Genomic DNA, 16,008 nt, shown 5'->3' with positions numbered 1-16,008 from the left:
GTAAAATGAAAAATACAATAATAGCCCCATCAATACTTGCATCAGACTTTGCTAACCTTGAGTCTGAGTCTAAAATGCTAAACAGAAGTGAAGCAGATTGGTTCCACATCGACATCATGGACGGCAGATTTGTTCCAAATATCTCATTTGGAATACCTGTTACTGCAGCAATAAATAAACATGCTCAAAAACCCCTTGATGTTCACCTGATGATTGTAGAACCGGAAAAATATCTCGAAGACTTTAAAAATGCGGGTGCAGAAACCTTAACTGTACATTACGAGGCATGTACACACCTTCATAGAACGATCGGTCAAATAAAAGAATTAGGATGTAAAGCAGGAGTAGCTTTAAACCCGCATACACCGGTTAGCGTACTGGAAGATGTCATTCAGGATATTGATCTGGTATGTGTGATGTCTGTAAATCCGGGGTTTGGAGGACAAAAATTTATAGAAAATACCTATACCAAAATTGAAAAATTATCTGCACTGATTAAAGAATCAAACAGTAACGCTCTAATAGAAATAGATGGTGGTGTAAACATGGATAATGCACCCAAATTAATAAAAGCAGGAGCAGATGTATTAGTAGCCGGTTCATTTGTTTTCAATTCTCAAAACCCTGAAAACACCATAAAAAATTTAAAATCAATTAACAAGACCCTCGTTTCTTGAGTTTAAAATCTGGCATATTACTATATTTTTTACTAATAATTAATAGCTCCGTCTTTGGACAGGATGAACGCCTGGTCATAAAATTATTATTAAAAGAGGACAGCTTGCCAATATCTGGAGCTGTCCTTATTGTTAATGATGTACCACTGGCTATTTCTAATGAAAAGGGCCTACTCAATGTTAAGCGAAATTGGTTCAAAAAGGAGAATACTGTTTACTTAAAACATCTCCTGATCGATCCATATTATTTTACTTCAGTTCCGGATTCTGTTGTTTACATCAATGTTAAAAACAAAGAATTAAAGGAATTTGAATTGAGAGCAGAAAAGGAAAGGGAGGACCAGTCTCTCGAAAAGCTTTCCACTACTGCAGGTAGTCAATTCACTATGATTAACCAATCATTCAGTCAGTTTTTACAAACCATTCCCGGAGTAATTGTAAATAATGATCTTTCAAATCAATATGCTGTCAGAGGGGGTAACTTTGATGAAAATTTAATTTTCGTTAATGATTTTGAAATCGTACGTCCCCAGATTACCAGACAGGGTCAACAAGAAGGTCTGGGAGTAATAAACCAACAGCTTCTTTCGCAAGTAGATTTTAGTACGGGAGGATGGAATGCACGATATGGTGACAAATTAAGTAGTTTACTAATTGCAAGATATGATCCATTTGAATCTGAATTTATTAAAGGGGATATATCACTACTTGGATTCTCAGGAGCTGTCAGTCGAGAAATAATCAAAGATAAACTCGGAATTCGATCAGGTTTCAGATATAAGAATAATACTCCGGTTTTAAATGGATTCGGAACGAGCGGGGATTTCACGGCCAATAGCATCGACTGGCAAACTTCAATTGATTACAAGTGGAACTCAAATGATAACATATTCCGGATCACACTTTTCCCTTACATTTATAATAATAGCTTTGAATCAGTCCCTGAACAAAAACAAGTTGAATTTGGAACATTCAATAATCCTGTACGATTTGATGTGGCATTTGATGGCAAATCAGAATATGAAGCGTCTTCTGCCGGACTGGGCTATCGAATGTCCGTGAACAAAGATTATTGGTACCACGATATTACAGCAGAAGGACAATATTCAGGAGAACAGGAACTAATCAATCTTGAGAGTGGATACAGACTATGTGATATTGATAATAATCCGGTAAGCAGCTCATTTAATCAATGTACAGCTATCAGGGGACTAGGAACCGAGTTTGAATATGCAAGAAATAAACTTATATACGATAAAGTAAGATTTACAACAAATCACCTTTACAATAAAGGGGATTTATATATAAAATTCGGTGCTTCATATAAAAAAGAAAGCTATGAAGGAAAAACCAGTGAATATTCTTTTCTGGATTCAGCCGGATACGTTAACAATATCAATACAGTAATTAATGATGTGAGTATCGGTGATTCTAAAACTGCTGTTTATGCTGATTTAAGATCCGGAACAGGGAAACTCTCTTATACTTTTGGATTACGTGGGCTTTACTGGGACTTTGGTAATGAATATTTCATTATGCCCAGGGCGCAATTTTCATATAGTTTAAATAATAGCACCAGCCTGTTTTTCAATACAGGTAGATATATACAACCACCTTCATACAGAGCTTATTTTAACCCGGAAGGAGCTGTCGGAACAAATGTAATCGCTCAGGAATCCTGGCATTTTATTTTAGGATCAAATCACCGGTTGGTTATTGGAGAGAAACTCTTTAAACTAAAAAACGAAATTTTCTATAAACATCTGCCAAAATTAACTCCGTTTGTCATAGATGATATACGATTGTTATATGATGCAGATAGAGTAAGTGAGGGATTTTCAACCGGCGTTGAAACCAGGATTAGTGGAGAATTCATACCCGGAACAGAATCCTGGTTAAGCTTAAGTATATTAAGTACCCGGGAAAAGCCGAAAGGATCAGAAGGAGAATATAAACGCAGAGCTACCGATCAACGATTTAATATGGCCTTTTACCTGGAAGACCACATGCCGTTTGATAAATCATTCAAGATTGCTGTAAAAGGAAATTTCACCACAGGACTACCATTCCGGCCTCCGGGTGACCCGTTTGCTACACAGGCTTTTACCGGAGATTATTTTATACGAACAGATGTTGGCATCGGCAAAGAATTTTATAGCAAATCTGATACAGACAAAAAAACATGGCAGGTGATGCTTGAAATAATTAACCTGTTTGGCAGGCAGAACACAATAAATTACCAATGGGTTCAGCAGGTAGACCGGTCATATATAGGAGTTCCGGAAAACCTTCCCGGTAGGATTGTAAACCTATCTGTGTCATTAAATATTGACGGCTAATAAATTGGACTAAACCAATACGATAAGGTATTTTTCAGATTTTACGTTACTTTTAATTGTAAAATCATCATTTTTATTACATCGGAAGCAAATTCTTATCCAAAGATTTTCATAGAATCCAAATCTGTACTATCATTGCAGAAGTAAGGGTGGTGCCTTACTACCAACAACAGATTGGTTTTGGTTGATAGATTAGTCTCGCCTTCCTCAGGCGAGACTTTTTTTTAATCAATTACAACCTTTTTAAGTGTGGGTGGGTCTAATAAGTGAGTTTAATAAAAAAAGGGAGTAGCCATGTATAAACCTAAAGTGTGGAATAATAAAAGTTTTACTTTGCCAAAAACTTCTCCAACTAATATTAGTGAAGTTTGCAAATTAAACTATTTAAAGAAATTCAATGAATCCCTAAGAGCGGTTCACGCAGAGGAATAATCAGATTTCTATCAGATATTTTTTTAACTGGTTAATTTTTTTCTGACTTTTTCAACTGATTTTTTAGAATTTCCAGGGATAACATCGTCTTCAAAAACAAAGACAGGTCGTGCAATAATAGAGTAGTGGGATAGAAGAAGATCAACTATTTCACTTTTCTCCATGTTGCTATAATCTAGGTCTTTTCTTTTAAGTTGCCTTGACCTCTTATTGATAAAATCAATTGGATCTGATTCAGATTTATCAAACCAATTGGATATTTCGTCGTTATCGGGCATTTGTTTTTTCAAATCGATGATATTGCCTGAGCTTTTATCGAGATTCAATTCACGAAAAATTCTTTTACAGGTATCACATGTACCCAGATAATATACCTTTGTAAACTGCATTTTGTATTTTTTAACTATTTAAACTTACTTTTTCTTTATATTCGCAAAAAAATATGCTTAAATTTAAGACTTGTAAAAATTAATTAACTGTTAAATATTATGAATTTAAGAACTTTCTTATCGGTTGGAATGCTAATGTTATTTTTTAGCTTTGGTGCAGTTGCTCAGGATGATGAAGTGACAACTGAGGATCTTTACCAGTACGCACTTTTAAATGTTACTGTTGATCAAATGAAAGCTGAGATTAGCGATGTCATCAACGGTATGATCAAAAACCAGGAAGGCGTAGACGGAAAAAGATACAAAGAGCTGGCAGGTGCTTATGGAGACGAGGCGAAATTAGCTGAAATAGGAGCTAAAGACTTTGAAATTAAATTTATCGAAGTAATCGAAGAGGAAAAAGCTGAAAGAATTGATGCTATCAAAAAGGTTAATCAGATTCTTGCTACGAAGATGATGGGCGACCGTGGTAAAAAATACAAGGCTGTAAAAGCTGCAATAAAAGGTGATGATGCTGTAAAAGCAGAATACGAAGCTATTGTTGCTAAAATCGAAAATGCACAAAATGCAGATGAAGCGGCTGAACCAACTTCTTCAAACTAATATCATCAATTAACGATATTTAAAAAAGGGAACATTTTCGTTCCCTTTTTTTTATTCTGTTCCGAAATAATTATTTTGCCAACATTTCAATTTAAAACAGGTATTTGATGCTTGAAGAAGATCACATTGCAAGTATTTTAAATGACTCAGAGATAAGAAATGCAACGAAAGAATTAAAAAAATCTTTCAAAGATGATGTAGCTCCAATGTTAGATATCAGTGATCACGACTTTCTTGCATTGGTTTTTATTTCACCAGCTATCGCCATTGCTAACTCTTATCAAGATGTAAATATTTTTGAAGAAGTATCAATAAATGCTAAGGCAAGGAAACTTTCAAAAGGAGATTTTTTTATACAGACTGATCCTGTAGCACATGCTATAAAATATTTTTTAGATAATATCGATAAATGGGAGGATCATTTTTACGAACATCTAAAATATATTATTGATATCAAGATTGATCATGACAAGATTGATAATAAATCATCTAATGTAATTGAAGCATTTAACAATTCTCCCCATGATCTCGCGTTAGTAATAGAAACATTTTTTATTAATGAAGGAGAAATTGTAGGAGAGGAAAAGGAAATAAGTAAAAAAGAGCTTGAAAAAGTTAAATTAATAATTGAAAAAACAGGATTATCTTACCTACATCCGGTAAAACTATTTTTAAATACTTATAAGTTAAAAGAATAAAATAAATTGCAACTTTTCGGGGTTATTAAGTAAATGCCAGGCATGCCAAACAAAGTATTATTCATTTTTCTGTTTGCTATTATTGCATCAACTGTTTCTTACGGGCAATCTGACTCTGTATCCACAAATGAGCCACCAGAAGCTCAACTTTACAGGAAATACAGTAAGGACGAAATAAAAAGTAGTGCAACAGGCTTCAGGAAATTCATAAGTAAATTTTCATTTGGTTTCTCATTAGGGTATGGTGTGGATATCTATAAAAATCCATTAGATGGATATTCTTTATCTGCTTCATCCGCAGGACCGTTTATTACTTCAACCAGCCCTGAAGATACAGTTGGAGCAATTGGCACGTGGATGACAACACCGACCTTTGGTGGTAGTGCTACCCAAACTGTTTCTGGCGATACTGCTGACCTGAAATACCGAGGAGTGGGAAGTGCAATACCAATGTCTATTACCCTCCATTATAACTGGAAAAGACTTCGTTTAGGGCTTGGAGCTGATCTTGGCTTACATTTCTTTCCTGAAATGAGACCTAAATTCTCAGATGATGATATCTGGCTTTATCAATCAGAAAAGAAATCGAGCTTTTACAAGAGATTCTATATCTCAGGAGAATATGCCTTTAAAGAATTCCTGGATTATACCTGGGCGGCTAGTTTACGACTTGGAATACTAAACAGGGGTAAAATAATTGACAAAAATTATGCTAAAGGTAAATTCTTCGTCAACGTTGGATTCAACATTGAACGTAATTTATCTGAGTATTTCAAGGTGATTTTGAGACCACAGATTGATTTTAAAAGTTACAAAATGGCGATTAACGGAAATGACATCCGGGTTAATCAACATGGCTTATATGCTACAATAGGAATAAGTTACCGTATACCTGAACTGAAAAAGTCGCCAATGAAGGCAGATCATGTTCAGATCAACCACATCCTGAATGGTGTTGAGTACAGAAGTAATCGTCATCCTTTCTACAAATACCAGAATCCAAATTATGGTCAGAATCACAGGAAGCCGACCAGATTAAAGAAAAAGAACAAAAAAAGACTGCAAAAAAACTGATAATTAACAAGTTAGTTTTCATTGATAACCTCATCAATACAAATCATTATTCATAATGGTTAAATAGGTATCATTTAATGAATATTTTACTTATCTTGCGCAACAGTTTTAAAAGCATTGAATTGTAATATTTATGGCAGAAGGTGCTAATGAGCAAATCATACCTGTAACCATTGAAGAGGAAATGCGCGGTGCCTACATCGATTATTCGATGTCGGTAATCATCAGCCGTGCGTTACCCGATGTTAGAGACGGTCTCAAGCCGGTACACAGAAGGGTACTCTATGGAATGCAGGAATTAGGAGTTACATACAATAAATCTTATAAAAAGTCGGCCAGGATTGTCGGTGAGGTACTTGGTAAGTATCACCCTCACGGAGACTCTTCTGTGTATGACACCATGGTAAGGATGGCTCAACCATGGTCACTAAGATATCCACTGGTCGATGGTCAGGGTAACTTTGGATCAATAGACGGTGACTCTCCCGCAGCGATGCGTTATACAGAGGCTCGCCTTAAAAGAATTTCGGAAGAATTACTTAACGACCTGAATAAGGATACAGTAGATTTTGCTCCGAACTTTGATGATTCACTAAAGGAACCGATCGTTTTACCGGCTAAGTTACCTAATCTTCTTTTAAACGGTGCCTCAGGTATCGCTGTGGGTATGGCCACAAACATGGCTCCACATAATTTATCGGAAGTAATCGATGGGGTCTGTGCTTATATCGATAATAATGATATTGAAATAAGCGAGTTGATGCAACATATCACTGCTCCGGATTTCCCTACAGGTGGACTTATTTATGGCTATCAAGGTGTAATGACTGCCTATGAAACCGGAAGAGGAAGAGTGATAATGAGAGCGAAAGCATCATTTGAAACTTCAAAAACCGGTAGAGAGCAAATTATAGTAACCGAGATCCCGTACATGGTCAATAAGGCCTCGATGATTGAAAAAACCGCTCAGTTGGTTAATGAAAAGAAAATCGAAGGTATTGCTGATCTAAGAGACGAATCAGACAGAAATGGTCTGCGTATCGTTTATGATCTCAAGAAAGATGCTATTCCGAATATAGTATTAAATAATCTTTATAAATATACCCAGCTTCAAAGCAGCTTTGGTATTAATAATGTCGCTCTTGTAAAAGGCCGCCCTCATACGCTTAATCTTAAGGAACTTATAAAATACTATGTCGAGCACAGACATGAGGTTGTTATAAGAAGAGCAGAATACGAACTTAAAGAAGCCCAGAGAAGAGCTCACATCCTTGAAGGATACCTTATTGCCCTTGATAATATCGATGAGATCATTGAAATTATCAGAGGCTCAAGAGATCCGGAAATTGCCAAAGGCAAACTGATCGAAAGATTCGAACTTTCAGACATCCAGGCCAAGGCTATTTTAGAAATGAGACTTCAGCGTCTGACAGGTCTTGAAAGAGAAAAGCTGGAAGCTGAATACAAGGAGGTAATGGCTACAATTGAAGAATTGCAGACATTACTAGCAAGTGAAGAGAAAAGAATGGAGCTCATCAAAGAAGAAGCAATCGGACTTAAAGAGCGCTATGGAGATGAGAGAAGAACCGAAATTATTCATGCAGCAGGAGACCTGACTGTAGAAGATATGATTCCTGATGAAGAAATGGTAATTACTATTTCTCACCAGGGATACATAAAAAGGACTCCACTTACTGAATATCGTACTCAAAGCAGGGGAGGAGTTGGTTCCAGAGGTGCCATTTCTAAAGATCAAGATTTCACTGAGCACTTATTCATTGCCAGTACTCATAATTATTTACTGATATTCACAAAAGAAGGTAAAGTATTCTGGGTAAAAGTATATGAAATCCCTGAAGGAAGTAAAAATTCCAGAGGCCGTGCTATACAAAACCTGATACAGATTTCTCCTGACGATTCTGTTAGGGCTGTAATTAATGCAAAAACATTAACTGACGAAGACTATATTAATAATCAATTCCTTATTTTCTGTACGGAAAGGGGAATGATTAAGAAAACCGCATTGGAGGCTTATTCAAGACCGAGACAAAACGGTATCAATGCGATCACTGTTAATGAAGGAGACAGATTACTCGAAGTAAAAATGACTAGTGGCGATGATCATATAATCATCGCATCGCAAAGTGGTAGAGCTATCCATTTCCACGAAAGTAATGTTCGTAGTATGGGTAGAACAGCTGCTGGGGTGAAGGCAATTACTCTTGATTCCAAAACTAATGATCACGTAGTTGGCATGGTTTGTGTAAATAGACCCGATAGCAACCTGCTCGTAGTTTCAGAAAAAGGGTACGGGAAGCGTTCGTCGATCGATGAGTATCGTATCACCAAACGAGGTGGTAAAGGGGTAAAAACCTTAAATGTTACTGAAAAAACAGGATCGCTGGTAGCAATAAAAGAAGTGATCGATTCTGATGACCTAATGATTATAAATAGGTCAGGCATTACGATCAGGCTTGCAGTTGAAGATCTCCGGGTAATGGGACGGGCTACACAAGGCGTAAAACTGATCAGATTAAATGATAATGACGAAATATCTTCTGTAGAGAAGATTGAGCATATCGAAGGTGAAGAGGATGATGTTGAAGACGCGGAGATAGTTAATGAGTCTGAAGATTCAGAAGCAAATTCAACTGATTCTGCAGAGAGTAACGATGAATCTGAAGAAGAAAATAACGATTAATAGAATAGATTAAAAGAGTAAAAAAATAAACGTGATGAAAAAAGTAATATTCTTAATTTCTTTCGCCCTAATAACTTCATTGGGTTTTGCACAGAAAAAAAACATCAGAAAAGCTGAGTCAGCTCTTGAAGATGGCAATCTTTCCGAAGCAAAAACGTTGATCAACCAGGCAATCACCGATGATAAGACAAAAGATATGGGTGAGACCTGGTTCACAAGAGGTAATATTTATTTAGCAATAGCTAAGGCAGAAGGTGGTGTTAGCAGCCCGGCTTTTGACGAAGCTCTTGAATCATTCAACAAAGTATTTGAAGTAGAAAAAGAAAACGACCCGAATTATTTCGTGGCTCAACAAAAGCTTCAGGCTTTGTATGGTGACTATATTAATAAAGGAATCAAAAATTTCGAATCAAACAATTACGATTCAGCCTACATTAACTTTTCTACAGCAGAAATGGTTAATCCCGGTGATACTTTAGCTCTTCTTTATTCTGGCTATGCAGCTCAGAACAGTCAGAAATTTGATGAAGCACTTGAAGCATATTCCGATCTGATCGAAACAGGCCATGCACAACCTGATGTCTATATTTATGCTGCAAACTTAAATATGACCAACAAAGAGAATAATGAAGCAGCAATGACTGTTATCAATAAAGGTCTTGAGCAATATCCGGAAAACCTTGACCTGCTTAAAACGCAGATCGATGTTTACAAGAAAATGGGTAAAACTGAAGAAGCTAAAGCTAGTTTGATAAAAGCGATTGAAAAAGAACCTGACAATTATATCCTTCACTATGTTTTAGGTGATATATATGATAAAGAAGGTGAAAAAGAAAAAGCTATAGCTGCTTATGAAAAAGCTGTTGAAGTAAATCCGGAATTTACCGAAGGTTATTACAATGCAGGAGTTTTATTCTACAATGATGCCGTTGCTTTACTAAATGAAGCAAACAAAATGGATATCAAAACTTATCAAAAAGAGGGTGCTAAAGTAGAAGCTCAGGCAAAAGAGGAATTCAAAAAAGCTGCTCCTTATTTTGAGAAGGTAATTGAATTAGATCCTGAAGAACTTACAACTCTCGAAACATTAAAAACAATTTATGTTAGAATCGGAGAGAATGAAAAAGCTGAAAAAATTCAGAATAAAATAGACAGCCTTCAATAATTTGATGGCAAAATAAAAAAAGGGTGACGATCAATCGTCACCCTTTTTTTATTGCATTGTCTAAATTATATTAGTGCTCTTTTTAAAAATAGTATGTAATGGCAGATTTATCTAGAATCAGAAACTTATATTACCAGCAGTTTGAATCAAAAGCTACTTTTTTATATTCTCCGGGAAGAATCAACTTATTAGGAGATCATACTGATTACAACGCAGGGTTGGTAATGCCAGCAGCAATAGATTTTGGTATTACTTTTGGCATTGGTAAAAACAATACTGATGAGGTAAATATCCTTGCTGCAGATAGAAATGAACGCATTACATTTAATATAAATAAAATAGAAAAAAACCATAAAAAGGAATGGGCCAACTTTCTATTAGGAGTGATAGATCAATTCAAAAGAAATGGTGAGAAAATCGGGGGATTTGATCTTGTTTTTGGTGGCGACTTGCCTGCTTGTGCAGGATTATCCTCCAGTACTGCCCTGGAATGTGGCCTGTCATTCGGATTAGACCGGATTTTTGAATTAGGTTTAAGTAAAAGAGATCATCTTTCTATTACCCATAAAGCCGATAAAGAATTTATGGGACTTAACAGAACCTATATGGATCAGTTTGCTAACTTATTTAGTGTAGCAAACCATATAATTTACCTGGATTGCAAAAACTTATATCATGAACACCTGGAATTAGAAATGTCTTCTTTCAGGTTTGTACTGTTCGATACCCAGATTAAGCTCGATCTGAACAGTTCAGAATATAATGCCAGAAGACAAGCTTGCGATGATGCTGTTGAAACAGTTCAAAAATATATTCCTCAGGTTAAAACACTAAGAGACCTTACTCCGGAAGCTCTGGACAAGATTAAAAATAAGATGTATCCTCCATTATATGAGAAAACATCATTTATTGTTGATGAAATAAAAAGAGTAGAAGAAGCAGCCAGGGATGTAAGAAGAAAAGACTGGGATGCATTTGGCAGAAAAATGTATGCTTCACATGATGGATTAAGAGACAAATACAAGGTAAGCTGTCCTGAACTGGATTTTCTTGTTGAGAAAAGTAAAAATTATGACAATATAAAAGGTGCCAGATTGATGGGAACGGGTTTTGGCGGCTGCGTAATTGCATTAGTCAAAATGAGTAACGTTGAAGAGATGATCAACGATGTAAAGAAAGCTTATAAGAAGAAATTTGGCAAGAAACTTATCGCTTATAAGGCACGAATATCCAACAGCACTTCTCTGATAGCTTAACCTTTTGAAAATCAACATCGTATATAATGGTAGAACCACAAAACCATTCTGCCATGACTACACTACAAAAACTTGAGAGATGGGCAGATGATCACCGCCCATCCTGGCTTTCATTCATTCGTGCTTTATTAGGTATATTTATTACTTATAAAGGATTCCAATTTATGGCTAACATAGACCAGCTACAGCATCTTACAAATAGCCTGGATCTGAGTTTTGCCGGAGTTACACTTGCTCATTACATTGTCTTCGCTCACCTATTGGGAGGGCCTTTATTAGCCTTTGGTCTTTACACGAGATTTATGGCCCTTATCCAAATCCCAATTCTTCTGGGAGCTGTCTTCTTTGTAAACAGTCCACACAGAAATGATCTTTTTGGAAATTCAAGTGAGCTCGAATTAAGCGTTATCACCCTTGTACTCTTGCTAATATTCTTGTTTATCGGATCAGGTAAATATTCTGTTGATTATATCAGGCATAAAATGAAGGATAAGAAAATAAGTAAACGCAAGAAACAAGTTCACACACACGCATAAAATAGTCATAGGTTCTACACAAATTCGTAGAACATATTCCACATTATTAGAATAAAAAGACTATAAAAAGCCTTAGAATTAGCTCTAAGGCTTTTGTCATATTTTTTGCTAGTGTATAGGCATGGAAACTACAAAAACTAAAGAATATAAAAATCTCGGATTTAAAGAAGCTGATGTTAAACCATTAGTTGAAGCATTGAATATTTTATCAGCAAATTATCATGTGCATTATCAAAAGCTGAGAAACTATCACTGGAATGTTAAAGGTGGAGACTTCTTTGATATTCATGAAAAGTTCGAAGCTCAATATAATAAGGCAAAAGAAAATATCGATGAAATTGCTGAGAGAGTAAGAGTTTACGGAGAAATCCCTGTTTCTACTATGAAAGAATTTCTCGAAATGAGTGAAATTAAAGAAACTGGAACGGATCTAAAAGCTCATGATATGGTAATGGAGATCAAAAAGGATATGGAAATTCTTGATGGATTCATGTATAACGCAATAGATGCGGCCATAGAAGCAGGAGACTCTGCATTAGAAGATATGTTAAAATCATTCGTTGCTGATCTTGAAAAAGATCACTGGATGTGGAGTGCTTTCTTAAGCAATTAAAAACAGAAACAATTATAATCTAACTGAATAGCACTATGTTACTACTAAGAACAATGTCAATGCTATGTATCTCAGGTATGTTATTAATGGGATGCAATGCGAACACAGACACTAGTGAAAACGTCGAAGAAGAAACAGAAGAAGCTGTAAGTGCAGCAGAGGCTGAATTTGACGAAGAAAGAAATGAAATGAGAAATAATCTCCAGGAATGGGGGAATAAGATCGATCAGAGAATAGAACACATGGAAGCTGAAATGGAAAATGCTTCAGCTGAAGCAGAGGCTGATATGGAAGAAGAATTAGCTGAACTTAGAGACGAAAGAGCTCAGATTAACCAATCTCTTGAAGACCTTGAAAATGCCACAGAAGAGGAGTGGCAGGAATTTAAAAAAGGCACAAATGAATTACTAGCCGATATTGAAAGAGGCTGGGAAAACATGGAAGCTGAAATGGAAGAAGAAGTTAATGAAATGTAAATTCCAGTAATTTAACCAAAAGGCTCATCAAAATGATGAGCCTTTTTTTATGTCCTACCTTGAGAAATATTATAAAGTAAAAATCAATCCGGCATTAAATCCAAACCCTGAAGCATTCACCTTTTGAGTAGGCAATACTGTAGGAGTATTAGGATCACTTTCAAGTTGCTCTTCAGGATTAGGAGCAACATCCTCAAATTCATACTCCTTGGCGCCAGTAGGTAAATCATCTAAACCAAATATTACTTGATTAGAACTTAAATCAGTTACAGTATATTTTGTAACTGAAGCATCTTTACTTTTTAAGCTTAGAGCTTTTATTTCAGTCTCCACGAATAATCTCATCTTATCAGAAACCGGGTAACTAACACCAAAAACTCCTGAAAATCCGACAGAGAACTGTGGATTAATTTCTCCTTCAAGTTCAGTTAATCTCTGATCATCAATATCCAGGTTAGTTCCTTCAGCTTTCATTTGACCAGCTACTGGAATGATTAAACCAATTCTCGAATATGGATTTAATCCATCCTTACCTAAAGAAAGAACAAGAGAAGGCACAACATCTATTCCCCGGATATAAGAATAGGTACTTGCATTTTCTATAGGTGTTTGAAAATATCCGGTTTCTGTCTTTTCTCCATGGAAATAATTAATACCAAAATCTACACCTATATTTTCATTAAACATGTAACCTACAGCTATAAATCCTTTAAAACCAACTCCTAAAGTTCCATCTAATGATTCTATATTTGTATTAACTCCATCGCTAGTCAAACCAATAGATGGTTCAACATCTGAGTTTAACAAGCCGATAGGATCCGTATTATTATAAGGACTGCTTCCGCTTTTAAAAGTATAACCACCTCCAACACGGACATAAGTTTCCTGAGCGTTAGCAGTAGAAATCCCAACAAGCATTAGTGCTGATAAAAATGCACCCGTAATTAAGTTTTTTAAATTCATAATGAGCTAGATATGTTTATTAATTAAAAATATATTCTGCATGCAGAATAATTCGGACGACAAATAAGCATAATTAATTCCACTCAAACACTTACAACGAAAATAATATTAAAGAAAAATGAAGGCAATGGTAACATTAATGATAAGGATATCGTAATATTGTTATATAATAATTTAATTATGGGTATAACCAGAACAGATCTTTTTACCGAAAAACAGAATGAACTGGCAAATACGCTTAAAGTATTTGCTCACCCTGCTCGTATAGCTATTATAGAACACATGTTAAAAGTCAATGCATGTATAAATAGTGACCTGGTAAAAGAACTGGGAATGGCGCAGGCATCAATAAGTCAACACCTTAAAGAACTAAAATCTGCAGGCATCATCCAGGGAACGGTTGAAGGGAGTTCAATGAATTACTGTATCAACCCGGTAAAATGGAAAGAAGTAAGCGAAACCCTATCCGGTTTCTTTAATAAATATTTTGAAAATAATCAGTGCTGCTAAACAAAATTCACAATGAAAAACTCTGAAGAAATAAAAAACATTGTTAAAAAGAAATACAGTGAGATTGCTGATACTGAACAGGAATTAAATGCAGCTTCATGCTGCGGTGCTACTGATGTATCAAAAGAAGTATATAATATCATGACTGATGATTATACTGAAGTTGGAGGTTATAATCAGGATGCTGATCTTGGACTCGGATGTGGGCTGCCAACTAAATTTGCCATGATCCAGAAGGGAGATACAGTGATTGACCTTGGATCCGGAGCTGGTAATGACTGTTTTGTTGCAAGGCATGAAACAGGAGAAATGGGGAAGGTAATAGGTATCGATTTTACTGAGAAAATGATTGCTAAAGCCCGGATGAACGCTGAAAAACTTAATTTCAATAATGTTGAATTCAGACAGGGTGATATTGAGGATATGCCGGTATCAGATAGTGTTGCCGATGTAATCGTGAGCAATTGTGTACTTAACCTGGTGCCGGATAAAGAAAAAGTATTTAAAGAGATTTTCAGAGTCTTAAAAGATACCGGACATTTTAGCATTTCTGATATCGTTCTGGAAGGAGATCTTCCTGATGAACTAAAACAAGATGCTGAAATGTATGCTGGGTGTGTATCTGGAGCAATAAATAAGGACGATTATATGGGTTTTATAGAAAAAACAGGGTTTAAAAATATTAAGATCCAGAAACAAAAACCCATAAATATTCCTAAAGACATTCTAGAAAAGTATCTTTCGGTCGAAAATATTGAAACCTTTAATAAATCTATGGGTATCTATAGTATAACGGTTTACGGTGAAAAAGGAGGGAATAAGACTAAAAGAAATCTGGCTGATTTAACTGTTGAAGATTTCAGTGAAAAAAATTCTGATTGCTGTGAACCAGGCTCAGCATGCTGTTAATTATTAATAAATAACACTCTATATGTATAAGACACTCAATGATTACATCACTAATCTGAATACGAGATTTGATGAGATCAGTGAAGACAGGAAAAAGACATTAAATAAAATAGCAGCTTATATTAATCATACCGAAACAGCCGGTATGAAACCTAAGCTGCTATTTGTCTGTACTCATAATAGCCGCAGAAGCCAAATGGCGCAGGTATGGGCGAATACAGCTGCCGCGTACAGGGACATGGACAGCCGCATACCTTGTTTTTCAGGAGGTACGGAGGTTACTGAATTCAATAAGGCCGCTATAGAAGCTCTAAAAGAAAAAGGGTTTGTAGTTGATCATATTCCCGAAGGCGATGAGGAGCCTGAAATGTATGAACTGTATTATTCTGACGATCAGCCTCCAATAACGTGTTTTAGTAAAACTTACGATGATGAACACAATCCAAATGAGGAATTTGCTGCAATAATGACTTGTAGTTCAGCAGAAAATGACTGCCCGTTCATCCCTGGAACCACCTGTAGAATTGCCCTGACATATGAGGATCCTAAAATATCCGATGGAACAGATAGTCAACAACAAGTTTATTCCGAGCGGTCAGATCAAATAGCATTGGAAATGGTTTATATTTTTTCAAGAGTAGAAGAAAATCCTGTACAACTTTTTTAA

Annotated in this window: 16 protein-coding genes; 14 read left to right on the top strand and 2 right to left on the bottom strand. The window is 35.8% G+C overall.

Features of this window, described 5'->3' with window-relative positions:
* Positions 1–5: 5 nt before the first annotated feature.
* Together rpe and DCC35_RS11010 are read left to right on the top strand one after the other, a co-directional pair.
* The gene (gene rpe / locus DCC35_RS11015) at positions 6–677 is read left to right on the top strand and encodes a ribulose-phosphate 3-epimerase (protein WP_137090842.1); all 672 of its coding nucleotides are present in this window, start codon (positions 6–8) and stop codon (positions 675–677) included.
* Positions 674–3,016 carry a TonB-dependent receptor plug domain-containing protein gene (locus tag DCC35_RS11010; RefSeq protein ID WP_137090841.1) on the top strand — a complete coding sequence of 781 codons (2,343 nt, stop codon included), beginning with the start codon at positions 674–676 and terminating at the stop codon, positions 3,014–3,016. Before rpe ends, DCC35_RS11010 begins: the two co-directional genes overlap by 4 nt.
* Positions 3,017–3,471: 455 nt before the next feature.
* Here the strand turns inward: DCC35_RS11010 and DCC35_RS11005 are convergent, their stop codons facing one another.
* On the bottom strand, positions 3,472–3,837 hold the full coding sequence (locus DCC35_RS11005; protein ID WP_137090840.1) for an arsenate reductase family protein: 366 nt from the start codon (positions 3,835–3,837) through the stop codon (positions 3,472–3,474).
* Between the two features lie 99 nt (positions 3,838–3,936).
* Between DCC35_RS11005 and DCC35_RS11000 the strand changes: the two genes are divergently transcribed.
* From DCC35_RS11000 to DCC35_RS10960, 9 genes are all read left to right on the top strand, one after another.
* Positions 3,937–4,440, top strand: a complete 504-nt coding sequence (locus tag DCC35_RS11000; RefSeq protein WP_137090839.1) for a hypothetical protein — start codon at positions 3,937–3,939, stop codon at positions 4,438–4,440.
* Positions 4,441–4,547: 107 nt separating this feature from the next.
* Complete coding sequence (locus DCC35_RS10995; RefSeq protein ID WP_137090838.1) at positions 4,548–5,138, top strand: hypothetical protein; 591 nt, start codon at positions 4,548–4,550, stop codon at positions 5,136–5,138.
* A gap of 42 nt (positions 5,139–5,180) precedes the next feature.
* The gene (locus DCC35_RS10990) at positions 5,181–6,212 is read left to right on the top strand and encodes a hypothetical protein (RefSeq protein WP_137090837.1); all 1,032 of its coding nucleotides are present in this window, start codon (positions 5,181–5,183) and stop codon (positions 6,210–6,212) included.
* Between the two features lie 133 nt (positions 6,213–6,345).
* Positions 6,346–8,913: a DNA gyrase subunit A gene (gene gyrA, locus DCC35_RS10985; protein ID WP_137090836.1), complete on the top strand. Its 2,568-nt coding sequence runs from the start codon at positions 6,346–6,348 to the stop codon at positions 8,911–8,913.
* 34 nt (positions 8,914–8,947) lie between these two features.
* Entirely contained in the window at positions 8,948–10,078 is a 1,131-nt protein-coding gene (locus DCC35_RS10980) for a tetratricopeptide repeat protein (protein ID WP_137090835.1), read from the top strand.
* A gap of 98 nt (positions 10,079–10,176) precedes the next feature.
* Positions 10,177–11,334, top strand: a complete 1,158-nt coding sequence (galK, locus tag DCC35_RS10975; protein WP_137090834.1) for a galactokinase — start codon at positions 10,177–10,179, stop codon at positions 11,332–11,334.
* 26 nt (positions 11,335–11,360) lie between these two features.
* A complete protein-coding gene (locus tag DCC35_RS10970; RefSeq protein WP_246069997.1) occupies positions 11,361–11,870 on the top strand; it encodes a DoxX family protein in 510 nt (169 codons plus the stop codon).
* Positions 11,871–11,991: 121 nt separating this feature from the next.
* Positions 11,992–12,483, top strand: coding sequence for a Dps family protein (locus DCC35_RS10965; protein ID WP_137090833.1), 492 nt, complete (start codon positions 11,992–11,994; stop codon positions 12,481–12,483).
* 35 nt (positions 12,484–12,518) lie between these two features.
* On the top strand, positions 12,519–12,959 hold the full coding sequence (locus DCC35_RS10960; protein ID WP_137090832.1) for a sll1863 family stress response protein: 441 nt from the start codon (positions 12,519–12,521) through the stop codon (positions 12,957–12,959).
* A 69-nt stretch (positions 12,960–13,028) separates the two neighbouring features.
* Here DCC35_RS10960 and DCC35_RS10955 read toward each other — a convergent pair whose 3' ends face one another.
* Positions 13,029–13,922 (bottom strand): outer membrane beta-barrel protein, encoded by an 894-nt coding sequence (locus DCC35_RS10955; RefSeq protein WP_137090831.1) that lies wholly within the window; start codon positions 13,920–13,922, stop codon positions 13,029–13,031.
* 180 nt (positions 13,923–14,102) lie between these two features.
* On the opposite strand from DCC35_RS10955, the gene DCC35_RS10950 reads away from it, so the two are divergent.
* The 3 genes from DCC35_RS10950 to DCC35_RS10940 are packed head-to-tail and all read left to right on the top strand — an operon-like array spanning position 14,103 to position 16,008.
* Positions 14,103–14,432 (top strand): ArsR/SmtB family transcription factor, encoded by a 330-nt coding sequence (locus DCC35_RS10950; RefSeq protein WP_137090830.1) that lies wholly within the window; start codon positions 14,103–14,105, stop codon positions 14,430–14,432.
* Positions 14,433–14,444: 12 nt separating this feature from the next.
* Positions 14,445–15,341 carry an arsenite methyltransferase gene (locus DCC35_RS10945; RefSeq protein WP_137090829.1) on the top strand — a complete coding sequence of 299 codons (897 nt, stop codon included), beginning with the start codon at positions 14,445–14,447 and terminating at the stop codon, positions 15,339–15,341.
* 22 nt (positions 15,342–15,363) lie between these two features.
* Positions 15,364–16,008: an arsenate reductase/protein-tyrosine-phosphatase family protein gene (locus DCC35_RS10940; RefSeq protein ID WP_137090828.1), complete on the top strand. Its 645-nt coding sequence runs from the start codon at positions 15,364–15,366 to the stop codon at positions 16,006–16,008.

Source organism: Mangrovivirga cuniculi (genome assembly GCF_005166025.1).
Classification (GTDB): Bacteria; Bacteroidota; Bacteroidia; order Cytophagales; family Cyclobacteriaceae; genus Mangrovivirga; species Mangrovivirga cuniculi.
Note: the sequence above shows the minus strand (reverse complement) of the source record. Positions and strands in the feature narration are given on the sequence as shown.